At 70.0% G+C, this 25,844-nt stretch carries 22 protein-coding genes and 2 pseudogenes; 11 read left to right on the top strand and 13 right to left on the bottom strand.

Annotation, left to right across the window (positions count from 1 at the left end):
• The first annotated feature begins 104 nt into the window (after window positions 1-104).
• From DI272_RS19525 to DI272_RS19545, 5 genes are all read left to right on the top strand, one after another.
• Entirely contained in the window at window positions 105-1,085 is a 981-nt protein-coding gene (locus DI272_RS19525) for a ribose-phosphate diphosphokinase (RefSeq protein ID WP_109496608.1), read from the top strand.
• A gap of 202 nt (window positions 1,086-1,287) precedes the next feature.
• A complete protein-coding gene (locus tag DI272_RS19530; RefSeq protein WP_109496609.1) occupies window positions 1,288-1,881 on the top strand; it encodes a 50S ribosomal protein L25/general stress protein Ctc in 594 nt (197 codons plus the stop codon).
• Window positions 1,882-1,954: 73 nt separating this feature from the next.
• A complete protein-coding gene (pth, locus tag DI272_RS19535; RefSeq protein ID WP_109496610.1) occupies window positions 1,955-2,557 on the top strand; it encodes an aminoacyl-tRNA hydrolase in 603 nt (200 codons plus the stop codon).
• A gap of 42 nt (window positions 2,558-2,599) precedes the next feature.
• The gene (locus DI272_RS19540; RefSeq protein ID WP_109496611.1) at window positions 2,600-3,109 is read left to right on the top strand and encodes a hypothetical protein; all 510 of its coding nucleotides are present in this window, start codon (window positions 2,600-2,602) and stop codon (window positions 3,107-3,109) included.
• 134 nt (window positions 3,110-3,243) lie between these two features.
• Window positions 3,244-3,927: an LPXTG cell wall anchor domain-containing protein gene (locus DI272_RS19545; RefSeq protein WP_109496612.1), complete on the top strand. Its 684-nt coding sequence runs from the start codon at window positions 3,244-3,246 to the stop codon at window positions 3,925-3,927.
• Window positions 3,928-3,991: 64 nt separating this feature from the next.
• Here DI272_RS19545 and ppc read toward each other — a convergent pair whose 3' ends face one another.
• The gene (gene ppc, locus DI272_RS19550) at window positions 3,992-6,727 is read right to left on the bottom strand and encodes a phosphoenolpyruvate carboxylase (RefSeq protein ID WP_109496613.1); all 2,736 of its coding nucleotides are present in this window, start codon (window positions 6,725-6,727) and stop codon (window positions 3,992-3,994) included.
• Between the two features lie 302 nt (window positions 6,728-7,029).
• Here ppc and DI272_RS19555 point away from each other — a divergent pair, with 302 nt between their 5' ends.
• A complete protein-coding gene (locus tag DI272_RS19555; protein ID WP_109496614.1) occupies window positions 7,030-8,040 on the top strand; it encodes a fatty acid desaturase in 1,011 nt (336 codons plus the stop codon).
• The gene (locus tag DI272_RS19560; RefSeq protein WP_109496615.1) at window positions 8,037-8,714 is read left to right on the top strand and encodes a TetR/AcrR family transcriptional regulator; all 678 of its coding nucleotides are present in this window, start codon (window positions 8,037-8,039) and stop codon (window positions 8,712-8,714) included. Before DI272_RS19555 ends, DI272_RS19560 begins: the two co-directional genes overlap by 4 nt.
• 25 nt (window positions 8,715-8,739) lie before the next feature.
• Here DI272_RS19560 and DI272_RS19565 read toward each other — a convergent pair whose 3' ends face one another.
• From DI272_RS19565 to DI272_RS19575, 3 genes are all read right to left on the bottom strand, one after another.
• Window positions 8,740-8,913, bottom strand: coding sequence for a CsbD family protein (locus DI272_RS19565; RefSeq protein WP_109500925.1), 174 nt, complete (start codon window positions 8,911-8,913; stop codon window positions 8,740-8,742).
• A gap of 67 nt (window positions 8,914-8,980) precedes the next feature.
• Complete coding sequence (locus tag DI272_RS19570; protein WP_109496616.1) at window positions 8,981-9,343, bottom strand: VOC family protein; 363 nt, start codon at window positions 9,341-9,343, stop codon at window positions 8,981-8,983.
• 37 nt (window positions 9,344-9,380) lie between these two features.
• Window positions 9,381-10,175: a trans-aconitate 2-methyltransferase gene (locus tag DI272_RS19575; protein ID WP_109496617.1), complete on the bottom strand. Its 795-nt coding sequence runs from the start codon at window positions 10,173-10,175 to the stop codon at window positions 9,381-9,383.
• Between the two features lie 89 nt (window positions 10,176-10,264).
• On the opposite strand from DI272_RS19575, the gene tamR reads away from it, so the two are divergent.
• The gene (tamR, locus tag DI272_RS19580; protein WP_059196100.1) at window positions 10,265-10,762 is read left to right on the top strand and encodes a MarR family transcriptional regulator TamR; all 498 of its coding nucleotides are present in this window, start codon (window positions 10,265-10,267) and stop codon (window positions 10,760-10,762) included.
• On the opposite strand, the pseudogene DI272_RS19585 reads toward tamR, so the two are convergent.
• Window positions 10,724-11,549, bottom strand: a pseudogene (locus DI272_RS19585) (LuxR C-terminal-related transcriptional regulator); the annotation flags it as partial. The gene tamR and the pseudogene DI272_RS19585 overlap by 39 nt on opposite strands.
• Window positions 11,550-11,811: 262 nt before the next feature.
• Here DI272_RS19585 and DI272_RS19590 point away from each other — a divergent pair.
• The gene (locus tag DI272_RS19590) at window positions 11,812-12,267 is read left to right on the top strand and encodes a GNAT family N-acetyltransferase (protein ID WP_109500926.1); all 456 of its coding nucleotides are present in this window, start codon (window positions 11,812-11,814) and stop codon (window positions 12,265-12,267) included.
• 40 nt (window positions 12,268-12,307) lie between these two features.
• On the opposite strand, the gene galK is transcribed toward DI272_RS19590, so the two are convergent.
• The 3 genes from galK to galT are packed head-to-tail and all read right to left on the bottom strand — an operon-like array spanning window position 12,308 to window position 15,488.
• Window positions 12,308-13,462: a galactokinase gene (gene galK, locus DI272_RS19595; RefSeq protein ID WP_109496619.1), complete on the bottom strand. Its 1,155-nt coding sequence runs from the start codon at window positions 13,460-13,462 to the stop codon at window positions 12,308-12,310.
• Window positions 13,462-14,430: a UDP-glucose 4-epimerase GalE gene (galE, locus tag DI272_RS19600; RefSeq protein WP_109496620.1), complete on the bottom strand. Its 969-nt coding sequence runs from the start codon at window positions 14,428-14,430 to the stop codon at window positions 13,462-13,464. Before galE ends, galK begins: the two co-directional genes overlap by 1 nt.
• Complete coding sequence (gene galT, locus DI272_RS19605) at window positions 14,427-15,488, bottom strand: galactose-1-phosphate uridylyltransferase (protein WP_109496621.1); 1,062 nt, start codon at window positions 15,486-15,488, stop codon at window positions 14,427-14,429. The genes galE and galT overlap by 4 nt, the downstream gene beginning before the upstream one ends.
• Window positions 15,489-15,652: 164 nt before the next feature.
• On the opposite strand from galT, the pseudogene DI272_RS19610 reads away from it, so the two are divergent.
• Both DI272_RS19610 and DI272_RS19615 read left to right on the top strand, forming a co-directional pair.
• Window positions 15,653-17,341 (top strand): annotated as a pseudogene (locus tag DI272_RS19610) (sodium:solute symporter family protein).
• Between the two features lie 21 nt (window positions 17,342-17,362).
• Window positions 17,363-17,695, top strand: a complete 333-nt coding sequence (locus tag DI272_RS19615) for a hypothetical protein (protein WP_109496622.1) — start codon at window positions 17,363-17,365, stop codon at window positions 17,693-17,695.
• A 28-nt stretch (window positions 17,696-17,723) separates the two neighbouring features.
• Here the strand turns inward: DI272_RS19615 and DI272_RS19620 are convergent, their stop codons facing one another.
• The 5 genes from DI272_RS19620 to DI272_RS19640 all read right to left on the bottom strand — a co-directional run bounded on the left by DI272_RS19620 (window position 17,724) and on the right by DI272_RS19640 (window position 25,641).
• On the bottom strand, window positions 17,724-18,431 hold the full coding sequence (locus DI272_RS19620; protein ID WP_109496623.1) for a response regulator transcription factor: 708 nt from the start codon (window positions 18,429-18,431) through the stop codon (window positions 17,724-17,726).
• A gap of 267 nt (window positions 18,432-18,698) precedes the next feature.
• A complete protein-coding gene (locus tag DI272_RS19625) occupies window positions 18,699-20,588 on the bottom strand; it encodes a PQQ-binding-like beta-propeller repeat protein (protein ID WP_109496624.1) in 1,890 nt (629 codons plus the stop codon).
• 68 nt (window positions 20,589-20,656) lie between these two features.
• Window positions 20,657-22,435: a PQQ-binding-like beta-propeller repeat protein gene (locus DI272_RS19630; protein WP_109496625.1), complete on the bottom strand. Its 1,779-nt coding sequence runs from the start codon at window positions 22,433-22,435 to the stop codon at window positions 20,657-20,659.
• A 234-nt stretch (window positions 22,436-22,669) separates the two neighbouring features.
• Window positions 22,670-24,472, bottom strand: a complete 1,803-nt coding sequence (locus DI272_RS19635) for an ABC-F family ATP-binding cassette domain-containing protein (protein WP_109496626.1) — start codon at window positions 24,470-24,472, stop codon at window positions 22,670-22,672.
• A 74-nt stretch (window positions 24,473-24,546) separates the two neighbouring features.
• Window positions 24,547-25,641 carry a peptidoglycan recognition family protein gene (locus tag DI272_RS19640; RefSeq protein ID WP_309221663.1) on the bottom strand — a complete coding sequence of 365 codons (1,095 nt, stop codon included), beginning with the start codon at window positions 25,639-25,641 and terminating at the stop codon, window positions 24,547-24,549.
• Window positions 25,642-25,844 lie beyond the last annotated feature (203 nt).

The raw sequence follows: 25,844 nt of genomic DNA on the forward strand, positions 1-25,844 counted from the left end.
CGTGATAAGTGCACACCCGCACCCCACCAGCTGAGACGGCCCCGTCGCGCCCAGCGGCGAGGTCTCTCGACACCCAGCTGAGACACCTCTGAGGAGACAGTGCTGTGACCGGGATCAAGACGACCGGCGAGAAGAAGATGATGTTCTTCTCCGGCCGCGCCCACCCCGAGCTTGCCGAGGAGGTCGCCCAGCAGCTGGGTGTCGGGGTCGTCCCGACGAAGGCCTTCGACTTCGCCAATGGCGAGATCTACGTTCGTTACCAGGAGTCGGCGCGTGGTGCGGACTGCTTCCTGATCCAGAGCCACACGGCTCCGATCAACAAGTGGATCATGGAGCAGCTGATCATGATCGATGCCCTGAAGAGGGCTTCGGCGCGCTCCATCACCGTGATCGTGCCGTTCTACGGTTATGCGCGTCAGGACAAGAAGCACCGCGGGCGTGAGCCGATCTCGGCTCGTCTGATCGCGGATCTGATGAAGACCGCGGGTGCGGACCGCATCCTCACCGTTGATCTGCACACGGACCAGATCCAGGGTTTCTTCGACGGCCCGGTCGACCACCTCTTCGCGCTGCCGCTTCTCGCGGATTACGTGGGGGCGAAGGTCGACAAGGACAAGCTGACGGTCGTCTCTCCTGACGCCGGGCGCGTCCGCGTGGCCGACCGCTGGTGCGACCGTCTCGGTGCTCCGCTGGCGATCGTGCACAAGCGGCGTGACAAGGACGTGGCGAACCAGGTGACGGTTCACGAGGTCGTGGGTGAGGTCAAGGGCCGGGTCTGTGTCCTGGTCGACGACATGATCGACACCGGTGGCACCATCTGCGCCGCGGCCGACGCGCTGTTCGCGCACGGTGCCGAGGACGTCATCGTCACGGCCACGCACGGTGTGCTGTCGGGTCCGGCCGCTGACCGGCTGAAGAACTCCCGGGTGAGCGAGTTCGTGTTCACGAACACGCTGCCGACGCCGGGTGAGCTGGGTCGGGACCTGGACAAGCTGACGGTGCTGTCGATCGCGCCGACGATCGCGAGTGCGGTGCGTGAGGTGTTCGAGGACGGGTCGGTGACCAGTCTCTTCGACGAGCAGTAGGCGTCCCCGGAGCGGGGCAAACGCTTCTGCATGATCGATTTTTCTGCGGCCTCCCGCGCCGAGTAGACTGCTCCAGTTGCTCGGCGAGGGAGGCCGTCCCCATTGCGGGAATCGGCGCTCCGTTATCGACGCGCTCTTCGTAGCAGGCCGTTCGTGGCCGGGTGACCTTGTCCGTTTCTCACCCGTACGAGGAGTGATCCGCATGTCCGAGGTAAAGATCTCCGCCGAGACCCGCAGCGAGTTCGGCAAGGGTGCCGCCCGTCGCATCCGTCGTGACAACAAGGTTCCCGGTGTGCTGTACGGCCACGGTTCCGACCCGCTGCACCTGACGCTGCCGGGCCACGACCTGCTGCTGGCGCTGCGTACGCCGAACGTCCTGATCGCCCTGGACATCGACGGCAAGACCAACGAGCTGGCGATCCCGAAGGCCGTCCAGCGTGACGCGATCAAGGGCTTCCTTGAGCACGTCGACCTGCTGCTGGTCAAGCGTGGCGAGAAGGTCACGGTCGAGATCCCGGTCCACGCCGAGGGCGAGCTGGCCGCCGGTGGCAACCTGCTGGAGCACGTCCTGAACGCGCTGCCGGTCGAGGCCGAGGCCACCCACATCCCCGAGTCCGTCACGGTCTCCGTCGAGGGCCTGGAGGCCGGTGCCTCCGTCCTCGCCAAGGACATCAAGCTGCCGGCCGGCACCACGCTGGCCGTCGAGGAGGACGCCGTCGTTCTCCAGGTCCTGGCCGCGCAGGCCGAGGAGGCCGCCGAGGGCGAGGCCGAGGGCGACGAGGCCACCGAGGCCTGAGCCTGAAGCTCTGCAAGAATTTGCCGGCCGCTGCTTCCGTACGGGAGCGGCGGCCGGCGCATATCGAGGAGACATGGACGTGACGACCCCCGCCAACGCCCCTTGGCTGATCGTGGGCCTCGGCAATCCCGGGCCGGAGTACGCGGCCAACCGGCACAACGTCGGTTTCATGGTGGCCGATCTGCTGGCCGAGCGGATCGGGGGGAGGTTCAAGCGGGCCGGGAAGGCGCAGGCGCAGGTCGTGGAGGGGCGGATCGGGCCGCCGGGGCCGTTGAACCGGCGGGTGATCCTGGCCAAGCCGATGTCGTACATGAATCTGTCGGGCGGGCCGGTGAACGCGCTCAAGGACTTCTACAAGGTGCCGGTCGCGAACATCGTGGCGGTCCATGACGAGCTGGACATCGACTACGGCGTCCTGCGCCTGAAGCTGGGCGGCGGGGACAACGGGCACAACGGGCTGAAGTCGATGACGAAGGCGTTCGGTGCGGAGTACCACCGGGTGCGGTTCGGGATCGGGCGGCCTCCTGGCCGGATGCAGGTCGCGGACTTCGTGCTGAAGGATTTCTCCTCGGCCGAGCGCAAGGAGCTCGACTACTTCGTGGACCGGGCGGCGGACGCGGTGGAGTGTCTTGTCGTCGAGGGGCTGGAGCGGGCGCAAAGCACGTACAACTCCTGACTTGTCCCCCAGGCGAGTTGACGGGCTGTTCAGGCATGGCCAATGATCCCGGCCATGCCCGCCACAGCCGCCGTCACCTCCGCCCGCCAGGCCTCGGTCGCCGCCCTCCGGTTCGGCCGGCTGGCGGCGATGGGGACGGTGGCGGCGCTGATCCTGATCGCCGGGGTGTGGGCGTCGTGGGGCACCGCGCAGCATGTGATGCTGACGAAGGGCCGGGAGCGCGGCACGATCGAGGTGACGCGGTGCGGGGACGACACGTGCACCGGGCCGTACACGCCGATCTCCGAGGGGTCCAAGGCGCGCGCGGAGGTCGTCATCGAGAAGACCGTGGCGGTGCGCAGGGGGGAGACGTACACGGTCGTCGTGAAGCCCAGCAGTGACGATGTCGTACGGTCCGGGCCGGCGGGCGTCCTCTACGCCTGGGTTCCGCTCGGCGGTGCGCTGTTGCTGGCGTCGGTCGTGGTGGCGGGCGGGCTGGGGCGTACGCGGGGCGCGTGGGTGATGGCGGGGGCGGGCGTCGCGCTGCTCACTGCGGCTTTCGTGACGGTCTGACAGCTTTCGCGGCTCTCTCTTTCTGTGGCGCGTGTGAGTGTTGTCTGTTCGTGATTGACCTGAGGTCAGTCGAGGCTGGATGCTGAGCCGCCCCCTCCACATCTTCCCTGTCACATCTCGAAGATGGATGCCCCATGCGTACCCTCACCCGCGCCGGCGCCCTGTCCGCCGTCGCCGTGGCCGCCCTGTTCGCGGCCCCTTCCGCCCACGCCACCGCTCCGGGCGACAACGGCACCGTGAAGATCCATGACGCCACCACCGGCGAGGAGCTGCGGCGCAACGAACCGCACGTCTGCACGTTCTATCTGGACGCGTTCGGTTTCGACGGTGTCCAGGAGGTGGACTGGCACATCGAGGCGTGGGCCCCGACGGCCGACGTCAAGGGCGAGACGGTGAAGTCCGGCGAGATCACCCTCGATGCCGAGGGTCACGGCCGTACGGATGACCTGTCGCTGCCCGACGGGCACTACAAGCTGTTCTGGAACTTCGAGGGCGAGAAGGGGGCCGCCAAGCACAAGGTCTTCTGGACCGACTGCGAGGGCTCCGACGACGGCAAGCCCAGTGAGACGCCGTCCGCGTCCGCGTCGCCCTCGGCCTCTCCGTCCGCTTCGCCGTCCGAGTCGGCGCCCGCCGGTAGCGGGTCCGGGGAGCCGTCGGCGTCCTCATCGCCGTCCGCTCAGGGCGGCGGCAGCGGCGGCAGCGAGGGCGGTGACCTCGCCGAGACCGGCAACGGCGCCCCGGTGGGCCTGCTGAGCGCCGCGGCCGCCGCCCTGGTGGCCGCGGGTGGCTACCTGGTGTTCCGTCGCCGCAAGGCATAAGGACCGGATACGACGGTGCCCCCGAGGTTCGTCCTCGGGGGCACCGTCGTATGCGCAGGAACCGTCAGCCGGTGTTGCGCAGGCCGGCCGCCACGCCGTTGACGGTGAGGAGCAGGGCGCGGGCCAGGGTCGGGTCGGGTTCCGCGCCTGCCGCGGCAGCGTCGCGCTGGCGCTTGAGGAGGGCGACCTGGAGGTAGGAGATCGGGTCGAGGTAGGCGTCGCGGATGGCGAACGTCTGCTTCAGGACGGGCTGGGCGTCGAGGAGTTCGGCCTCGCCGGTGATCTTCAGGACCTCGGCGACGGTGAGGGCGTGCTCGGCCTCGATGTCGGCGAAGACGTGCCGCAGCTCGGTGGGGACGAGGGTGTCGACGTAGTGGCGGGCGATGCGCAGGTCGGTCTTCGCGAGGGTCATCTCGACGTTGGAGATGAAGTTGCGGAAGAAGTGCCACTGCTCGTGCATCTCGTCGAGGACGGTGTCCAGGCCCGCCTCGCGCAGTGCCTTCAGGCCGGAGCCGACGCCGAACCAGCCGGGCACGATCTGCCGGGACTGGGTCCAGCCGAACACCCACGGAATGGCCCGCAGGCCGTCCAGGGAGACGCCCGATCCGGGGCGGCGGGAGGGCCGGGAGCCGAGGTGCAGGTCGGCGAGCTGGTCCACGGGGGTGGAGGCGAGGAAGTAGTTCGGCAGGTCCGGGTCCTCGACGAGCCTGCGGTAGGCGGCGTGGGCGGCGTCGGAGACGACGTCCATGGCGGCGTCCCAGCGGGCCAGGGCCTCGTCGGACTGGCGGGGGGCGGTGTGCAGGGCGGAGGCCTGGAGGGTGGCCGCGACGGTCAGCTCCAGGTTCTCGCGGGCCAGCGACGGCACCAGGTACTTGTCGCTGATGACCTCGCCCTGCTCGGTGACCTTGATCTCGCCCTCCAGGGTGCCCCAGGGCTGGGCGAGGATCGCGTCGTGGGAGGGGCCGCCGCCGCGGCCGACAGTGCCGCCGCGGCCGTGGAAGAGCCGCAGCCGCACGCCGTAGCGGTGCGCGACGTCACGCAGGCGGCGCTGGGCGCGGTGGATCTCCCACTGGCTGGTGGTGATGCCGCCGAACTTGGAGGAGTCGGAGTAGCCGAGCATGACCTCCTGGACGTCCCCGTTGAGCGCGACCAGGCGCCGGTAGGACGGGTCGGAGAGCATGTCCTCCAGGATCGTGTCGGCGGCCTTGAGCTCGTCGGTGGTCTCCAGGAGCGGCACGATGCCGATCTTGGCCCAGCCGGCGTGCAGGTCGATCAGGCCCGCCTCGCGTGCCAGCACGGTCGCGGCGAAGACGTCGTCGGCGCCCTGGCACATGGAGATGATGTACGACTCGATGACCTCGGGCCCGAAGACGTCGAGGGCGCGCTTGACGGTGTGGAAGACGCCGAGGGTCTTCTCGCCGGCGGCGTCCAGCGGGGCCGGGGTGGGGGCCAGGGGCCGGCGCGAGCGCAGCTCCTTGGCGAGGAGCTTGGTCCGGTAGTCGCGGGGCATGTCGGCGTAGCGCCAGGACTCCTCGCCGAGCCGGTCGAAGAGCTGGCCGAGGGCGTGGTGGTGGGCGTCGGCGTGTTCGCGGACGTCCATGGTGGCGAGCTGGAGGCCGAAGGCGGCGAGGGTGCGGATGGTGCGGTTCATCCGGCCCTCGGCGAAGAGGCCGCCGCGGTGTTCGCGCAGGGAGGTCTGGATGAGGGTGAGGTCCTGGAGCAGCTCGGACGTGCCCAGGTAGTCGCGGCCGTCCTCGTGCGGGGTGTTCTTCGCCAGCCGGAGCTTGGTGTTCTCCAGCTTCTGACGGATCGCGGTGGCCTTGAGCCGGTAGGGCTCCTCGGCGTTGAGGCGCTTGTAGCGGGGGCTGATCTCGGGGAGACGCTCCAGGTCGGTCTGGAGCGAGGCGAGCAGTTCCTCGGTGGCGCCGGTGTAGCGGATGGAGTTGGAGAGGAAGCCGCGCAGTTCGTCGATCATGTCGAGCGCGTCGTTGATGCCGTGCTCGTGCTGGAGGATCAGGACGTCCCAGGTGACCTGGGGGGTGACGTTGGGGTTGCCGTCGCGGTCGCCGCCGATCCAGGTGCCGAAGGTGAGCGGGCGGGTGTCCTTGGGGAGGGTGACGCCGACGCGCTCCAGTTCGGCGGTGAGGTCCTCCAGGACGTCGCCGACGGCGCCGGCGTGCAGTTCGTCGAGGTAGTAGATGGCGTTGCGGGACTCGTCGGTGACCTCGGGGCGTACGACGCGCAGCTCGTCGGTCTGCCAGACCAGGTCGATGTTCTCGGCCAGGCGGGTGTCGTAGCGGCGGCGGTCGGTCTCCAGGACCGGGGTCTCCAGCAGCTCGGCGATGCGGCGGAGCTTGTTGAGGACGGAGCGGCGGGCGGCCTCGGTGGGGTGTGCGGTGAAGACGGGACGCACGTTGAGGTTCTGCACGGTGGCGCGCAGGTGCTCGGGGTCGGCGTCCTTGAGGCGGTCGGCCGTACGGGCGAGGAGGCCGCCCTCGGCGGCGCGCTTGGCCCTGAGTTCGCGGCCTCGGTGCACCTGCTCGGTGACGTTGGCCAGGTGGAAGTAGGTGGAGAAGGCGCGCACCAGCTTGGCGGCGGTCTCCAGTTCTGTGCCCCGCAGCAGCTCGGCGGCGGCGTCACCGTCCTCGCGGGTGAGGCGGCGGACCTTCTCGACGAGTTCCAGCAGTTCGGGGCCCTCTTGTCGGACGAGGGTCTCGCCGAGGAGGTCACCGAGTCGCCTGATGTCGGCGCGCAGCTCACTGGAGGTCGTCGTCGTGGTCTGGTCGTCGGCACTGCTCACAGGTGCGGCTCCTTGCAGTGTTGAAGCTCGTCCGGGAGGGAACCCGGTTGCCGGTCGCGCGGCGGCTGCCGCATACGGGCCGGTCATCCGGGAAGAAATGAGAGCGGACCGCGCTGTCCGAACGACTCCAGGATAGGTGCCGGTGCGGACGCGCAGGCTCTCGGGCTCTTGCCGTCGGGCGACGCGCTGCCATACTTACGACGCCGTAGGTTACGGAACCGTAGGGAAGTCCCGCTCGGCTCCCTCGTGGTTACCGGTACCACGACTCTTCTCCAACCCTCGACCCCACAGGGGACGCCCCAATGACCACAAGCCCCGATGTGATCGAAGACGCCCCGAAGGGGACCGACGGCTCACCCATGCCCTCCGCCACCCTCGGCGGGGAGCAGAAGCGCGGGATCGAACAGATCACGCTGCTGCTCTTCATCATCGTCCCGTTCCTCGCGCTGCTGGCGGCGGTGCCGCTGGCGTGGGGATGGGGGGTGAGCTGGCTGGACCTCGGCCTGATGGTCTTCTTCTACTACCTCGGCTGCCACGGCATCACGATCGGCTTCCACCGCTACTTCACGCACGGCTCCTTCAAGGCCAGGCGTCCCTTGCGCATCGCGCTGGCGATCGCGGGGTCGATGGCGGTCGAGGGTCCCCTGGTCCGCTGGGTGGCCGACCACCGCAAGCACCACAAGTTCTCCGACGCCGAGGGCGACCCGCACTCCCCCTGGCGGTTCGGCGAGACGGTTCCGGCGCTGATGAAGGGCCTGTGGTGGGCGCACATCGGCTGGATGTTCGACGAGGAGCAGACGCCGCAGGAGAAGTACGCCCCGGATCTGATCAAGGACCCGGCGATCCGTGCGATCTCCCGGCACTTCATCTACTGGACGATGCTGTCCCTCGCCCTGCCGGCCGTGATCGGCGGTCTGGTGACGATGTCCTGGTGGGGCGCGTTCACCGGCTTCTTCTGGGGCTCGCTGGTGCGGGTCTGCCTGCTGCACCACGTCACCTGGTCGATCAACTCGATCTGTCACGCGGTGGGCAAGCGGCCGTTCAAGTCGCGGGACCGTTCGGGCAACGTGTGGTGGCTGGCGGTGCTGTCCTGCGGTGAGTCCTGGCACAACCTGCACCACGCCGACCCGACGTCCGCGCGGCACGGTGTGATGCGCGGCCAGGTCGACTCCTCGGCGCGGCTGATCCGCTGGTTCGAGCTGGCGGGCTGGGCGTACGACGTCCGCTGGCCGTCACGCTCGCGTATCGATTCGCGCCGCAACACCGGCGAAGACGGCTCCCGGCGCCGGAAGGACAGCGTCGAGGCGGCATGATTGACGCCGTGGCGACCGACTCCAGCAGCACCCCGGGCAATGAGAAGCAGCGCCGAACCCGTCGTACGCGGATGACGGGCGCCGAGCGCCGCGCGCAGCTGCTGGAGATCGGCCGCACCCTGTTCGCCGCGAAGGGCTTCGAGGGCACGTCGGTGGAGGAGATCGCGGCGAAGGCCGGGGTCTCCAAGCCGGTGGTGTACGAGCACTTCGGCGGCAAGGAGGGGCTGTACGCGGTGGTCGTCGACCGTGAGATGCGGCGGCTGCTGGACATGGTGACCGGCTCCCTGACGGCCGGCCATCCGCGTGAGCTGTGCGAGCAGGCCGCGTTCGCGCTGCTCGACTACATCGAGGAGTACACGGACGGTTTCCGCATCCTGGTCCGTGACTCCCCCATCCCGCAGTCGACGGGTTCCTTCGCCTCGCTGATCTCGGACATCGCCACCCAGGTGGAGGACATCCTGGGCCGGGAGTTCAAGAGCCGCGGCTTCGACCCCAAGCTGGCCCCGCTGTACGCGCAGGCGCTGGTCGGGATGGTCGCGCTGACCGGGCAGTGGTGGCTGGACGTGCGCCGCCCGAAGAAGGCGGAGGTGGCGGCGCACCTGGTGAACCTGGCGTGGCACGGCCTGGACGGCCTGGAGGCGAAGCCGCACCTGATAGGGCGCCGGAAGAACTGAGGCCCGGCGGTACCTGGCCCCGTCCTCAGTGCTTGAAGACGTCCTTCTCCTTCTCCTTCGCCTGGCGCGCGTCACCCTTCATCTGTTCGGCACGGCCCTTGGCGGTCATCCGCTCGTTGCCGACCGCTCGGCCCAGGGTCTCCTCGGCCTTGCCCTTGGCCTGTTCCTTCTTGGCCTTGGCCTTCTGGTCCTTCGACACGTCGCTCACTCCCGGTTTCGTCGGTCTCGTTGGTTTCCGGCTGCCGGGTGCACCGTGGCCCGGTGGCTCAAACACCCGGCTCCAGGAACTCCAGGCGGTTGCCGACGGGGTCGTAGGAGTAGAAGCGGCGGTGGCCCGGCAGGTCGGTGTCCCAGGTGACGGTGGCGCCGCGGGCTGCGAGGCGGGCGGCGCAGGTGTCGATGTCGATGACGCGCAGGCCCGGGTGGGCCTTGATCGCGGGGCGGAAGGCGGCTTCGATGCCGAGGTGGAGCTGGACGGTCCCGGCCTGGAACCAGCAGCCTCCGCGGGCCGCGAGCACCGGTGGCTTGGGGATCTCGGTCATGCCGAGGACACCGGTGTAGTAGGCCCGCAGCCGGTCCTCGGAGCCGGGCGGGGCGGCGAGCTGGACGTGGTCGACGGCGGTGATCACGGGCGTACTCCCTTGAGTGGCGCGGCGGGGTTCATGCTCAGCCCTCCTTGCGGGCGACCGCGAAGATGCGGCGGAACGGGAACGGGGTGCCGTGCGGCCCCGCCGGATAGGCATCCCGCAGAGCGGCGCGATAGGCGCTCAGGAACGTCTCGCGGGCGGCCGGGTCGTCGGCGAGGGCGGTGAGGACGGGCCGCAGTCCCGTGCCCTTCACCCAGTCGAGCACCGGGTCCTCGCCGGTGAGGAGGTGGATGTACGTCGTCTCCCAGACGTCGGCGGTGCAGCCGAGGGCGGTGAGGTGGACGAGGTAGGCCTCGGGGGTGAGGACGGCGTCGTCGTGGCGCAGGGCGACGGGGAGGCCGGCGGCCTCGGCGAGTTCGCGCATCAGGCGGTGGCTGGGGGCGTCGAAGTTGCCGGGCACCTGGAAGGCGAAGGTGCCGCCGGGCGCGAGGGCCCCGATCCACTCCGCGAAGCGCTCCACGTGCCCGGGGACCCATTGCAGCGTGGCGTTGCTGATGATGAGGTCGTACGTCCCCGTGGGCGCCCAGGTGCGGACGTCCGCGTGGGCGAAGTCGAGGCGACCGCCGCCCGGGGTGGGGCCGGCGTGCTCGGTGTGGGCCTTGTCGAGCATCTCGGGCGAGTTGTCGTAGCCGGTGATGCGGGCGGTGGGCCAGCGGTCGGCGAGGAGGGCGGTGACGTTGCCGGGCCCGCAGCCGAGGTCGGCGACCCGGGCCGGGGCCGACGGCGGGTCGGGGACGCGGGCGAGGAGGTCGGCGAAGGGGCGGGCGCGGTGGTCGGCGTGGCGGAGGTACTGGGCGGGGTCCCAAGTCGTCATGAGATCCACTGTCCCCCGCGATATCTCTCGACGTCAAGAGACTCGACATCAAGAGACTTCACATCGACACAACCACTACACTGATCGTCATGGAGGACGAGGTCGATCGACTGGTCGCTGCGTGGCGCCGGGAGCGCCCGGACCTCGACGTGGAACCGCTCGAGGTGCTCAGCCGGGTGAGCAGACTGGCCCGGCACCTGGATCGCGCACGCCGTCTTGCCTTCTCCGAGCACAGCCTGGAGCCGTGGGAGTTCGACGTCCTGACGGCGCTCAGGCGCGCGGGCACGCCGTATCAGCTCTCCCCGGGACAGCTGCTGACGCAGACCCTGGTGACGTCCGGGACGATGACCAACCGCATCGACCGGCTCGCGAAGAAGGGCCTGGTGGAGCGGCTGCCGGACCCCTCGGACCGGCGCGGCGTCCTGGTCCGGCTGACCGACGAGGGCCGGGACCGCGCGGACCAGGCCCTGGCCGGACTGCTCGACCAGGAGCGGGCGATCCTCGCGGAGCTCTCGCGCGCCCAGCGGGGCGAACTGGCGGGCCTGCTGCGCCAGTTGACCGCCCCGTTCGACAACATCCCCGGCTGAGGAAGCACGCCCTTCAGGCGGTGTGCGTCTCCTCCGCCCGGATGCGTCCGGACGGCTCCAGGTCCACCGGCCCGACACCGGCCCGGCGGGCGAGCGCGACGGCCGCGAGGGTGGAGTGCACGCCCAGCTTGCCGAGGACGTTCTGCATATGGGTGCGCACGGTGTGCGGGGACAGGAACAGCCGCTCGGCCACGGCCTTGCGCCCCAGCCCGGCGACCATGCAGCGCAGCACTTCCCGCTCCCGCGGCGTGAGCGACTCCACCAGCCGCTCGCTCTCGGTGCGGTGCTTGCGCGCGGCGGTCAGCTCCCGCAGCACCCCGGTGAGCAGGGCGGGCGGCAGATGGGTCTCGTCGCGCAGCACCCCGCGTATGACGGTCAGCAGCCGGGACAGCGAACAGTCCTTGGCCACCCAGCCGGACGCACCGGCCTGAAGGGCGAGCGCGGCGCGCCGCGGATCGTCCTTCTCGGCGAGTACGACGATCCGGACGCCGGGCTGTGCGGAACGCACCCCGGCCACCAGTGATATGCCGTCGACGAGACCGTCCTCGCCCGCCTCCTGGACGGGCACGGCGGGCCGGATGCCCTGGACGTTGCCGCCCAGGTCCGCGTCGACGAGCAGTACGTCGAAACGGCGCCCCTCGGCCGCCGCCCGATCCAGACTGCGCAGCGCGGCGGGACCGCTGCCGGCCGCGGAGACGTCGACGTCGGGCTCGGCCGCCAGAGCGGCGGCGAGCGACTCGGCGAAGATGCGGTGGTCGTCGACGACCAGGACTCGGATGCGAACCACGAAACCCCCTTCCCCAAGCTCCTGAAGAGCAGGGGATACCCCAGCGTCGGGAGACGGAAGACCAGGCGCAGGTACGACGCCCGAAGCGCGATGGCGCTGCGCACGGCCGCCGCCGTGCCCGAACTGCTACCCCCACTTCGGGTGTCGTACCCGACTGTCTCGCCCCCTGATGAGCACCGGCCCCCACCGGTGCTGTTCATCAGGGTACGGCCGGGGGGCAGGAGCGGAAGGTAATTTGCAGAACTGGCTGTCCAGCGCGTTTATGGTGAGCCGCATGTTTCGTATGGAGACAGAAGTCGACAGAGACCGGCGCGATCTGCTGCGAACCCGGCTGCGGGACACCAACACCGCGGCCTCCCCCGTGCTGCGCGCGCTGCGCGGAACCCCGGGTGAACGGGAACTTCCGCTCCACGTCTGGGTGTTGGACGCGTCGGGGGAACTCGCCGGCGGACTGGTGGGCCACACCTGGACGAGCTGGCTCCATGTGACGTACCTGTGGGTCGACGAGCGCCACCGGGGGGCGGGTCTGGGTTCGCGGTTGCTCACGGAAGCGGAGCGGGTCGCGCGCGAGGAGCGGGGGTGTTCGGCGTCCCGGGTGGAGACCTGGGACTTCCAGGCGCCGGACTTCTACCGGAAGCAGGGCTACGACGTGGTGTGCGTGATCCCTGACTATCCGCCGGGGATCACGGAGTTCACGCTGACCAAGCGGTGGGGCTAGCCCCGCGCTCCACGGGGAGCGCGGGGCCGGTGCGGGGTACTCAGGCGAGCCTGCGCGCCCCCGGCGACGGGACCGCCTCGAACACGCGCGGGGCCGTGAAGCCCGCCGTGGCGAAGGCCTCCTCGACCGCCTTGGTGACGGTGTCCACGTCGGCCACGTCCGCCAGGACGATCGCCGAGCCGCCGAAGCCGCCGCCGGTCATCCGGGAGCCCAGGGCGCCCGCCTTCATCGCCGTGTCGACGACGAGGTCCAGCTCGGGGCAGGAGATGCGGAAGTCGTCGCGCAGGGAGGCGTGCCCGGCCACCAGGACCGGGCCGATGCCGCGGGTGTCGCCCGCCTCCAGCAGGGCGACGACCTTCTCCACCCGCTCGTCCTCGGTGACGACGTGCCGGACCAGGCGGACCGCCTCCTCGTCGTCACCCAGGCGTTCGAGGGCCGCGTCCAGGTCGGCGTAGGGGATGTCCCGCAGCGCGTCCACGCCCAGCAGGGCCGCGCCCCGCTCGCAGCCGGCCCGGCGCTTGCCGTATTCGCCCTCGCTGTGGGAGTGCTTGACCTGGGTGTCGACGACCAGCAGCCGCATGCCCTCGGCCGCCAGGTCGAAGGGGATCTGCTTCTGCGACAGGTCGCGGGTGTCGAGGAACAGCGCGTGGCCGTCCTCGCAGCACGCCGACGCCGTCTGGTCCATGATGCCGGTGGGGGCACCGACGTAGACGTTCTCGGCGCGCTGGCACAGGCGGGCCAACTGCCAGCGCTGCAGGCCCAGTTCGTACAGGTCGTTGAGGGCCAGGGCCACCACGACCTCCAGCGCCGCCGAGGACGACAGGCCCGCGCCCGACGGGACGGTGGAGGTGAGGTGGACGTCGGCGCCGGTCACCGCGTGGCCGGCCTCCCGCAGCGCCCAGACGACGCCCGCCGGGTACGCCGTCCAGGCGCGGTCCGACTCCGGGGCGAGGTCGTCCAGGCGCAGCTCCACGACGCCGCCCTCGACGTCCGCCGAGTGCAGGCGCAGGACACCGTCCGTGCGCCGGGACACCGCGGCGACCGCGGTGTGCGGCAGCGCGAAGGGCATCACGAAGCCGTCGTTGTAGTCGGTGTGCTCACCGATGAGGTTGACGCGCCCCGGCGCCGACCAGACACCCTCGGGCTCGGCGCCGTAGAGCTCCACGAAACCGGCCCGCACCTGCTGTGCCTGCACTACTGCTCCCTAGAGATGTTCTGCGCGAACTCCCACGCGTCCGCGACGATCCCCGCGAGGTCCGCGCGGGTCGGGTTCCAGCCCAGCTTCTCGCGGGCCGTGGCGGCCGAGGCCACCAGGGTCGCCGGGTCGCCGCCGCGGCGGGGGGCCACGACCTCCGGGACCGGGTGGCCGGTGACCTGGCGGACGGTCTCGATGACCTGCCGGACGGAGAAGCCCTCGCCGTTGCCGAGGTTGCAGATCAGGTGCTCGCCGGGGGTGGCGGCCTCGACGGCGAGCAGATGGGCCTCGGCCAGGTCGGCGACGTGGATGTAGTCGCGGATGCAGGTGCCGTCCGGCGTCGGGTAGTCCTCGCCGAAGACGGAGATGGCGTCCCGCTTGCCCTGGGCGACCTGGAGGACCAGCGGGATGAGGTGCGACTCGGGGTCGTGCCGCTCGCCGTACGCGCCGTACGCGCCCGCGACGTTGAAGTAGCGCAGGGAGACCGCGCCCAGGCCGTGGGCCGCCGCCTCGCCGGTGATCATGTGGTCGACGGCGAGCTTGGAGGCGCCGTAGGGGTTGGTCGGCTTCGTCGGGGCGGTCTCGACGATCGGGACCTGCTCGGGCTCGCCGTAGGTGGCGGCCGTGGAGGAGAAGACGAGCTTGCGCACGCCCGCCTCGCGCATCGCGCCGAGCAGCGCCATGGTGCCGGCGACGTTGTTGTCCCAGTACTTCTCGGGCTTCACGACCGACTCGCCGACCTGGGAGAAGGCGGCGAAGTGCAGCACGCCGTCGAAGGAGGCGTCGAGCCACTTGGCGGCGTCGCGGATGTCGCCCTCGATGAAGGCCGCGCCCGCGGGGACACCCTCGCGGAAGCCGGTGGAGAGGTTGTCGAGGACGACGACCTCGTGGCCCGCCTCCAGCAGGTGCTGGGCGACCACGCTGCCGACGTAACCCGCGCCACCCGTCACCAGGTACTTACCGCTCATGAACTCGCTACCTCTCGCAGTCGCTCGGCCGCGGCCTCCGGCCGGATGTCGTTGATGAACACGCTCATGCCGGACTCGGAACCCGCGAGGAACTTCAGCTTGCCGGAGGTGCGGCGGATGGTGAAAAGCTCGAGGTGGAGCGCGAAGTCGTCACGGCTGACGCCTTCGAACTCCTCCAGCTGGCCGAACGGCGCCTGGTGCCAGGCGGCGATGTACGGCGTCGCCGGTTCGCCCTCGCCGAAGATCCGGTCGAAGCGCCTCAAGAGTTCCAGATAAACCTTGGGGAACTCTGAGCGCGCGTCCTCGTCGAGCCCGAGGAGGTCCGGGACCCGGCGCTTCGGGTACAGGTGGACCTCGTAGGGCCAGTGCGCGGCGTACGGCACGAACGCGACCCAGTGTTCACTCTCCAGGACGACCCGCTCACCGGCGAGTTCGGTCTCCAGCACACTGTCGAAGAGGTTCTCGCCGCCGGTGGCCTCCTTGTGCTGGGCCACCTGGCGCAGCATCAGGGCGGTGCGGGGCGTGGTGAACGGGTACGCGTAGATCTGCCCGTGCGGGTGTCCGAGGGTCACACCGATCTCGGCCCCGCGGTTCTCGAAGCAGAACACCTGCTCAACGGAGGGCAGATGCGACAGCTCCGACGTCCGGTCCGTCCACGCCTCCAGGACCAGACGCGCCTGCTCCTCCGTGAGGTCGGCGAAGGACGCGTTGTGGTCCGAGGTGAAGCAGACGACCTCGCAGCGCCCGGAGTCACCGGCCAGGGAGGGGAAACGATTCTCGAAGACGACGACGTCGTACGACGAGTCCGGGATCTCGCTGAGACGGTCGCCCTGGGACGGGCACAGGGGGCATTCGTCGGCCGGCGGGTGGTAGGTGCGGCCCTGCCGGTGCGAGGCGATGGCCACCGAGTCGCCGAGCAGCGGGTCGCGGCGGATCTCGGAGGTGGTGACGGTCCGCTCCAGCGGGCGGCGGTCGACCGCGTCCCGCACGGCGTCGTCACGCAGGTCGTAGTAGATGAGCTCGCGACCGTCGGCCAGCCGGGTCGAGGTCTTCTTCACCGCCGGACTCCTTCACTCAAACAGAACTAAACACAAGTAACCATAACTCGACAGGGACGTCAACATCACAATCAAACAAAGAGCATCAACAGAAGTGTTCAATTACTGAACGCGGAGGCGTAGGTTCCGCTCTGGATCAGTTCACGCAACGAAGCGAGTAATCCATGCAGACCCCCACACAAGCGACATACATGGCCGCCGAGCTACGTCTCCCCACGAACTGGCTCGACTACACGATCCTCGCCATCTACTTCGTCGTGGTCCTGGGCATCGGCTTCGCCGCCCGCAGATCGGTGAAGACCAGCCTCGACTTCTTCCTCTCGGGCCGCTCCCTGCCCGCCTGGATCACCGGCCTGGCCTTCATCTCGGCCAACCTGGCCGCCACCGAGATCCTGGGCATGGCCGCCAACAGCGCCCAGTACGGCGCGTACACCGTGCACTGGTACTGGATCGGCGCCATCCCCGCCATGGTCTTCCTGGGCCTGGTGATGATGCCCTTCTACTACGGCAGCAAGGTCCGCTCGGTCCCCGAGATGCTGCTGCTGCGCTTCGACAAATGGGCGCACCTGCTCAGTTCGGCCCTGTTCGCCTTCGCCGCGATCCTGATCGCCGGTGTGAACCTCTACGCGCTCGCGATCGTCGTCGAGGCGCTGCTGGGCTGGCCGCAGTGGGTGGCCATCGTGGTCGCCGGCGCGTTCGTGCTGGCGTACATCACCCTCGGCGGTCTGTCCTCCGCGATCTACAACGAGGTGCTGCAGTTCTTCGTGATCCTCGCGGCCCTCATCCCGATCGTGGTCCTCGGCCTGAAGAAGGTCGGCGGCTGAGACGGCCTGACCGACAAGCTCACCGCGCAGCACGGCGCCGACTTCACCACCGCCTGGGGCGGCACGGGCATCGGCAGCGCGAACCCGCTGGGCGCGAACTGGCTGACGATCGTGCTCGGCCTGGGCTTCGTGCTGAGCTTCGGCTACTGGACGACGAACTTCGCCGAGGTCCAGCGCGCCCTGTCGGCCAAGAACCTGTCCGCGGCCCAGCGCACCCCGCTGATCGCCGCGTTCCCGAAGATCTTCATCGTCTTCCTGGTGATGATCCCGGGCCTGACGGCCGCCGCCCTCATCCCCGGCTTCGGCACCGACAAGTCGGGCTACCAGTACAACGACGCCATCCCCTACCTGATGGAACAGCTGCTGCCGAACGGCGTGCTGGGCATCGCGGTCACCGGTCTGCTGGCGGCCTTCATGGCGGGCATGGCGGCCAACGTGTCGTCCTTCAACACGGTGTTCACCAACGACATCTGGGCGCGGTACGCGGTCAAGGGCCGTGAGGACGATTACTACGTGCGCTTCGGCCGCCTGATCACGGTGATCGGCGTGTGCGCGTCGGTGGGCACGGCGTTCCTCGCCTCCTCCTTCTCCAACATCATGAGCTACCTCCAGACGCTGTTCTCCTTCTTCAACGTGCCGATGTTCGTGGTCTTCATCGTCGGCATGTTCTGGAAGCGGGCGTCGGTGAAGTCGGGCTTCTGGGGTCTGCTGGCGGGCACGGTCGCGGCGATGCTCAACTACTTCTGGATCTACAAGCAGGGCATCATCGACATCCCCTCCGACCAGGGCGCCAACTTCGTCTCCGCGATCGTCGGCTTCGTCGCCGGCGCGGTGGTGATGGTCGCGGTGTCGCTGTTCACCAAGCCCAAGCCGGTCGAGGAACTCCAGGGCCTGGTCTACGGCACCCGCTCCCCCGGCATGTCCGAGGCCCCCGCCGAGGGCGACGACGCCTGGTACCGCAAGCCGGCCCTGCTGGGCTGGGGCGCGATCGTGCTGGCCGCCGCCTGCTACATCCCGTTCTCGTTCTGAGCGCGGAAGGATCGAGGAACCATGTCTGAGTACCACGGATACTCCGAGGACGACGTCCAGCGCGAAGTCACCGAGCTGCAGGCCAAGTCGGCCACCGCCGCCCGCATCTTCGACCTGCGCCGCATCATCGGCGGCCTGTTCGTCCTCTACGGCGTCATCGTCACGATCGCCGGCATCAACCCCTCCGACGCCACCCTCGACAAGGCCGAGGGCGTCAACATCAACCTCTGGACCGGCCTCGGGATGCTGCTCCTCGGCATCTTCTTCCTGGCCTGGCTGAAGCTGCGGCCGACGCCGCCGCCGGTGCCGGAGGCCGTCCCCGAGGACGCGCCCGGCGACAGGCCGGGCGCGTAGCCCTCGTTCCGGGCGGGGCCGGGGTCTTCTAGGACCCCGGCCCCGCACTCGTGTCGGAAGGCGGGTGCGGCACCGGACCGGCCCGTTCCAGCAGCCCCGTCCGGGCCGCCAGCGCCGCCGCCTCCAGCCTCGAACCGACCCCCAGCTTCATCAGCACCCGCTGGACATGGGTGCGGGCCGTGGACGGGGCGATGCCCATGCCCGCCGCTATCAGACGGGTGTCCTCGCCGTCGGCGACCCGGACCAGGACCTCGACCTCGCGCGGGGTGAGCATCTGCAGCAGACGCTGACCCTCGTCATCGGGCTGGGCCGCGGGATTGAGCAGTTCGCTGAAGGCTCCTTGCAGCAGCTGAGGTGCCACCGCCGCCTCGCCCGCCCGCGCCTTCATGATCGCCCGCTCGACGCCCTCGATGCGCTCGTCGTGCCGTACATAGCCCGAGGCACCCGCGGCGAAGGCCGCGGCGATGCCGCGCGGGTTCGGTACCGGGCCCAGGACGAGGACCGCCACCTGCGGGCGGTCCCGTTTGATCTTCACCACCGGGTCGAAGATGCCCGGCTCGGCCGGGGTCGCCGTGCCCAGCAGGCACACCTCCGGCGCCCGGCTGATCACCAGCTCCGCCGCCCCCGCGGCCGGTGCCGCCGCGGCGAGAACCCGGTGCCCCCGCAGTTTCAACGCCGAGGCCAGTGCCTCGGCCAGCAGTCGGTGGTCGTCGACCACCATGAGCCGCACTCCCATCGAGCAACCCCCCAGTCCCCCCCAATGGATCCGCACATGGATGCCCCACAATGGATGCCCACTGGTCCACACGGACAGGAGCCCCCTCCCGGCTCCCCCGCCCTTCATGCCCCCGGAAGCTACACGCTTGTTCGACGTTGCGCTCCCCCTACCGGTGAGAAGTGCCCCGGATCGACGGAATTTCCGTCATTCGAGATTGATGGGTGGTACGCGCACTGCCCCGTCCCTGAGCTGGGACGGGGCAGTGCGCAGGAAGCGGTTTCGTGATCACTTCGTGCCGAAGGCGACCGCCAGGTACTCCTTCTCACCCGTACTGCTGCCGAAATCGCTCGCGTAGACCTCGGACATGAACAGCCGGCCCTCGTGGTAGATGAGCTCCGAGGAATCGGGCAGCATGCTCGTCTCCACGTCGCGCACCGACTTGGTCGCCGGGTTCTCCAGGAGCTTGGTCTCCTTGAAGGTGCCGCCGTCGATGCTGACGATCTGGCCGCCCTTGTCGTACGGCGGGCGCTTGTACGCGATCAGGTTGCCGCCGTCCATGCGCAGCGGGCTGATGGTGTAGCCGTCGCCCGCGTCGGCGCGCTGGCCGGTCTGCTTCCCCGTGGCCAGGTCGAAGGCGACGATCTCGTTGGTCCGGTTGTAGTCGTTGCCGGTGCCCTGGTGCTCCTCCGTCGGCACGTACACCCGGTCGTTGCCGACGGCGATCTGGAAGCAGTACTCGGGCCGGTAGATGCCGTCGCACTTCGCCGCGTACTGGTCGCCCGGCAGGGAGATACGGGTGCGCAGCTTGCCGGTCTTGTTGTCGATGGAGAAGACGTCGGAGATACCGCTGGCGCCGGTGTCCTCGCCGACCTCGGCGGCGACGACCAGCGGGTCGGTGGAGACCACGCTGGCGTACTCGATGCCCGGCGACATCTTGTAATCCGAGATCACCTTCCCGGAGGCCGGGTCGATGGTCTGGATGTGCAGCTGGCGCTCGCCGTACTCACCGCACTTGCGGACCGCGACCAGCTTCGCGCCGCCGCCGTAGCCCGCGTCGTAGCAGGTGTCGGTCGGCTTCGGGGTCCACAGCGACTTGCCGGTGGAGATGTCCCAGGCGGCGCCGCCGTTGGTGGAGCCGGTGGCGACGGTGTTCGCGCTGACGGTGATGTTGTCCCAGGTGATCAGCCGGTCACCGGACTTGGCGGTCTTCGTCCACAGCTGCTTGCCCGCGTCCAGGTCGATCGCCGCGACCTGGCTGCAACCGGCCGTCGGATTCTCCTTGGTCGGCATCGCGGGCTCGTAGGCGATGGCCGTCAGATGCTTGTCGGTCATCTGGCGGCTGGCCTCGCAGACCGGGCCGGGCAGCTTGATCGTCCACAGCTTGGTGCCCTTGTCGGGGTCGTAGCCGACGACCTCGGCGATGCCGCTCTTGGCGTACACCTTGTCGGTCAGCCAGGAGCCGTTGACCGTGTAGGTGGTGTCGGCCTTGACCTCGGGCTGCGGCACCTGGAACAGGACGGAGGCGGCGGTGTTCGCCGGGACCTTCTCCTCGCCCTTGCTGCCGGTGCCGCCGGTGCCGCCCTTCTCGTCGCCGCCGCCACCGGTGCCGCCGCTGCTGTTCGCGGTGTCCTTCTTGCCGTCGCCCCCGGAGGAGTTGGCGTACCACACGCCGCCGCCGACGATCAGCGCGATCGCGACGACCGCCGCGACGATGATCGCCATCTGCGAGTTGATCTTCCGGCCGCCGGCCGCCGGCTGCCCGGCCTGCGGCTGGAGCGGCATGGTCGGCTGCTGGTAGCCGTAACCGGGCTGCTGGCCGTAGGAGTTCGGCTGCGGCTGCCCGTACACGCCGGGCTGCGGCTGGCCGTACGGGTTCGGCGCCGGGGCGGGCTGCTGGCCGTACGGCTGCTGCGGCTGGCCCGGGTAGCCGTAACCCTGGCCCGGCGGGGTCTGCGGGGGGCCCTGCGGGGGCGGGGGCGTCTGGGGGGCCTGGGGGGCCTGGGGTGCCTGGGGTGCCTGGGGGTAGCCGTATCCCGGCTGCGGCTGCGGGGCCGGGGGCGGCGGGGTCTGCGGCTGTGGTGCGCCGAAGCCGGGCTGCTGGGGCGGCTGGTCCTGGGGCGGGCCGAAGCCTCCCCCGGGCGGGGGCTGGTTCGGCGGGGGCGGCGGCTGGGTCATGACGGAGTACCTCGGGAAGCGGGGACGGAAGCGGGCCGGGCGAAGGGCAGGGCGCAGGGCGGAGAGAGCTACTTGCCGTAGGCGAGCATCAACTTCTCCTGTGCGTCGTCGTCGCCGCTCAGGCGGGTGGTGGAGAGGTAGAAGCGTCCGCCGACCCAGTCCAGGGCCTTGGAGTAGAAGCCGTTCTCGACCTTGGCCGCGGACGCCGGGTTCTGGAGCAGCTTCGCCGGCTTGTGGTCCGAGCCGGCCGTCGCGATGGACACGACCTGGCCGCCCCCGTCGTACGACGGCTCCACGTAGGCGATGAGCTTGCCGTTCTCGATCTTCAGCGGCAGCATCGACTCGTCCGCCGGGGACTTCACCCGCCACTTCTCCTTGCCGTTGGCGAGGTTGACCGCGACGATCTCGTTGGCGCCGCCCGACGCCTCGGTCGGCAGGTAGAGGGTGTTCGCGTCGGCGACCGTGCCGGTGCAGCCGGTCAGGTCGCGCGCGAAGATCGCCCAGTCGCAGGCGGGCGCGAAGTCCTCGTCGAAGGCGACCTGGGAGCGGAACTTGCCGTCCGAGGTGAACGTGGAGATGTTCCAGGCGTTCTTGTCCTCGTTCTTGCTGTAGATGACGAGCGGGTCGACGGAGTAGGCGCGCGTGACCCGCCAGCCCTTGTCGAACTTCTGGGTCCACCTGACCTTGCCGGTCGTCGGGTCCAGCCCCTGCACCTCGTCGTGCTCGTTCTTCCCGGAGGCGTCGCAGGAGGAGACGGCGATCAGCTGGGGACCGCCGGCGAAGGCGCTCGGGAAGCAGGCGTCGCCGTACTTCGCCTTGTCGAACAGCTTCTTGCCGTTCGTGACGTCGTAGGCGGTGCCGGACATCGAGCGGCCCACCATCAGGGTCTTGCCGGTGATGGTCAGCTCGATCTGGAGCGTGGAGTCGAACAGGTCACCGTCGGCGACCTCCCCGGTCCAGCCCTTGGCGCCGGTGTCGAGGTCGACCTCCTGGAGCTTGTTGCACTCCGCGCGGTCGCTGCTGCCGCTCATGTAGGCGACGATGATCTTGTTGGCGGCCGTCTTCTGCGGGGTGACCGCGCAGATCTTCTGGTCGAAGGTGATCGGGTCCCAGGCGGGGGCGCCGTCACCGACCTTGTAGCCGAAGAGCTGCTTGTACGCGGCCTTCACCGCGGTCTTGTCGGTGATCCACATGCCGGGGGCGTCGGCGCCGGAACCGGGCGCGTCCGGCCCGGACTTGTACCAGAGCACCTTGGCCTCACCCGGCTGGCGGCCCGCGTTGAGGTCCTCCTGGTCCTCGCCGCCGCCACCGTCGCCGTCACCGGGGTTGACCGGGTCGTCGGAGGCGGTCGGCTTGGCGCTGCCGCTCTCCTTGGCGACCGGCTTCTTCGGGTCGTCGCCACCGCTGCTGACCGCCCACACCGTGCCGCCGACGACGAGGAGCCCGGCGACGGCGGCGGCGATGACGAGGGCGGGCTTGCCCTTGAAGGGGTTGCGGGAGCCGGAGGGACCGGGCGGGGTGCCGGGGCCGCCGGGGTACTGCGGCTGCGGCGGGTAGCCGTACCCGGGCTGGCCGTAGGGGCCCGGCTGCTGCGGCTGGCCGTAGGGGCCGGGTTGGCCGTAAGGGCCCGGTTGCGCGTAGGGACCCGGCTGGGGCGGGCCGTACGGGCCGGGCTGGTCGGCCTGCTGGGGGTAGCCGTAACCGGGCTGCGGCGGACCCTGCGGGGGCGGCGTCTGCGGCGGCCCCGCGGGAGGCGGCGGCGCGCCGAAACCACCCTGCGGCGGCGGGTCCTGCGGTGCTCCGAAACCGGGCGGCTGACCGGGCGGCTGATTGGGCGGCTGAGTCATCAGCGGCTTCCCCCTCGTTCACTGATTTTTAGCCACGCCCTGAGGTACGTAACGGCTCAGAGTCGTACTCAGAAAGTTCTCAGACGGCTCTTTCTATCACTCGGGACTGACAGAAACCCGGGCCGATCACCCCCTGTACCCAAGGGAGGACCGGCCCGTGATGCCACTGTTATGCGCCTTCACGCCCTCTTCACGCGGCGCGCGCGCCGCCCGCAGGCGCCGGCCGGAGGTGCCTCACGCATCCTCGGCGAGTTCCAGCCAGCGCATCTCCAGCTCCTCGCGCTCGCCCGCCAAGGCACGCAGCTCGGCGTCGAGTTCGGCCACCTTCGCGAAGTCCGTGGCGTTCGCGGCGATCTGGTCGTGCAGCTTGGTCTCCTTCTCGGAGATCTTGTCGAGCTGCCGCTCGATCTTCTGGAGTTCCTTCTTGGCGGCGCGCTGGTCGGCCGCGCTCTTCTCCGGGACGGCCTTCTGGACGACGGGTGCGCTCGCTGCCGCCGCCTCCTCCATCTTGTGGCGGCGCTCGATGTACTCGTCGATACCGCGCGGCAGCATCCGCAGGGTGGCGTCGCCGAGGAGGGCGAAGACGCGGTCGGTGGTGCGCTCGACGAAGAAGCGGTCGTGGGAGATGACGATCATCGAGCCGGGCCAGCCGTCGAGGAGGTCCTCCAGCTGGGTCAGCGTCTCGATGTCGAGGTCGTTGGTGGGCTCGTCGAGGAAGAGGACGTTGGGCTCGTCCATCAGGAGACGGAGAAGCTGAAGCCTGCGCCGCTCACCACCCGACAGGTCGCCGACCGGCGTCCACTGCTTCTCCTTGGAGAAGCCGAACGTCTCGCACAGCTGCCCGGCGGTCATCTCGCGCCCCTTGCCGAGGTCGACGCGGTCACGCACCTGCTGGACGGCTTCCAGGACCCGCAGGTTCGGGTTGAGCTCGGCGACCTCCTGAGACAGGTAGGCGAGCTTGACCGTCTTGCCGACGACGACCCGGCCGCCGGCCGGCTGCGCCTCGCCCTCGGTGCGGGCGGCCTGCGCCATGGCCCGCAGCAGCGAGGTCTTGCCGGCGCCGTTGACGCCGACGAGGCCGATGCGGTCGCCGGGGCCGAGCTGCCAGGTGACGTGCTTGAGGAGGACCTTGGGCCCGGCCTGGACGGTCACGTCCTCCAGGTCGAAGACGGTCTTGCCGAGCCGCGAGGAGGCGAACTTCATCAGCTCGCTGGTGTCGCGCGGCGGCGGCACGTCCTTGATGAGCTCGTTGGCGGCCTCGACGCGGAAGCGCGGCTTCGACGTACGGGCGGGGGCGCCGCGGCGCAGCCAGGCCAGCTCCTTGCGGACCAGGTTCTGCCGCTTGGCCTCCTCCGTCGCCGCGATGCGCTCGCGCTCGGCGCGGGCGAAGACGTAGTCGGAGTAGCCGCCCTCGTACTCGTAGACGTCACCCTTCTGCACGTCCCACATGCGGGTGCAGACCTGGTCGAGGAACCAGCGGTCGTGGGTGACGCAGACGAGGGCGGAGCGGCGCTCGCGCAGGTGCTGGGCGAGCCAGGAGATGCCCTCGACGTCGAGGTGGTTGGTCGGCTCGTCGAGGACGATCAGGTCCTGTTCCTCGATGAGCAGCTTGGCGAGCGCGATACGGCGGCGCTCACCACCGGAGAGCGGGCCGATGACGGTGTCCAGCCCCTGCGGGAAGCCCGGCAGGTCGAGCCCGCCGAACAGCCCGGTGAGCACGTCCCGGATCTTGGCGTTGCCCGCCCACTCGTGGTCGGCCATGTCCCGGATGACCTCATGGCGGACGGTCGCCGTGGAGTCCAGGGAGTCGTGCTGGGTGAGGACGCCGAGGCGCAGTCCGCCGGAGTGCGTGACGCGGCCGGTGTCGGCCTCCTCCAGCTTGGCCAGCATCCGGATCAGGGTGGTCTTGCCGTCGCCGTTGCGGCCGACGACACCGATGCGATCGCCCTCGGAGACGCCGAGCGAGACACCGTCCAGCAGGGCACGGGTGCCGTACACCTTGCTGACGTTCTCGACATTGACCAGGTTGACGGCCATTTCTCTCCTGCCCAGGGGGATCGATCAGCCTCCCAGCCTAGACCGCGCCGTTCGGTGACCGATCCCCGCGCAGGTCAGCGCCCTGCCGCCGCCCTGACCTCGTCCAGGAGGTCGTACATCGTCTGTCCCGGGCAGTCGGTCTGGAGCCAGTCGCGGTGGCCGCTGACCGTCGTCGCGTCCTTGGTCACGCCGTTGACCGGGTTGGTGTACGTGATCCTCGCCTGCGGGTCGAGGCCCTTGAAGCGGGCGACGACCTTGACGAGTCGGGTCAGCGCGGCCTTCGCCGCGTCCGTCGGGCCCTGGTCGGTGAGGGTGCCGAGGAGTGCGATGCCGAGGTTGCCGGAGTTGTAGCCGGCGGTGTGGAAGGCGGTGACGACGTTGCCGTCCGGGTCGAAGGCGGGCACGCCGTCGTCGCCGGAGTAGCGGCCCTCGTAGACGACTCCGGCCTCGTCGATGAGGAAGTGGTAGCCGATGTCGCCCCAGTCGAGGGTGACCGCGTGGTACTCGTAGATCGCCCGGACCGTCGCGGCCGGGTCGGCGTCGCCGTTCGGGGTGTCCGTGTGGTGGACGGTGATCGCCTGCAACGGGTAGTACTTCTCCGGCGAGTTGACCACGCCGTCCTTGTACCGCTTCGACTCGTCCGCGCCCCACGCCGGCCGCGACAGACAGCGCACACCGCGCACGCGCGTGGGCTCCGAGGGCACCCGCACGGTGCGCTTCGGGCCGTCGGTGGTGTCGATCGCGAGCGAGCGCACGTCGGTCGTGCCGTCCGCCGCCTTCACCACGTACGACGTGACGTCACCGGCCGCGACCAGGGCCGTACCGCCGTCCTCGACGGTCGCGCAGCCGCCGCTCAGCGTCCGCCAGGCGCCGTCGGCGAGGCGGAGCGAGGCCGCGGGGCCGTTCCAGCGGACGCCGACATAGGAGGCGGCGAAGGCGGTGGTGACCGTACCGGCGCCGGTGGTGGCCTCGGAGCGGGTCGCCGGGAACTTCTCGGGGGTCGTGCCGGAGTCGGCCGTACCGGAGTCGGAGTCGCTGTCGGTCGCCGCGAAGACCACCGGGGTCAGGGCGGCCCCGGCGGCGACGGCTCCGGCGGCACCGAGCACGCCACGGCGTGACAGGGACCGCTTCCTGCGGTGGGACGGGGTGGTGGGGGGCTGTTCGGACACGGACGTGCCTTCCAAGGGGTCGTTCGACTGGGCGCCGGGCGGCGTCCGGCGGGCCGGACGACAGTGGCGCTCGAAGTGTCAAGTGACCCTAGAGGCCCCTGGTTTCGCGCACGTACTGCTTTCGCGGTCATCCATGTGGAGATAGCGCGAAGACGCGGTCACGCCGCGTCGTGGCCGAACCCCCGGGCCGCCGGGGGGTGTCG

This window comes from Streptomyces sp. Act143 (assembly GCF_003143935.1).
Lineage (GTDB): Bacteria > Actinomycetota > Actinomycetes > Streptomycetales > Streptomycetaceae > Streptomyces.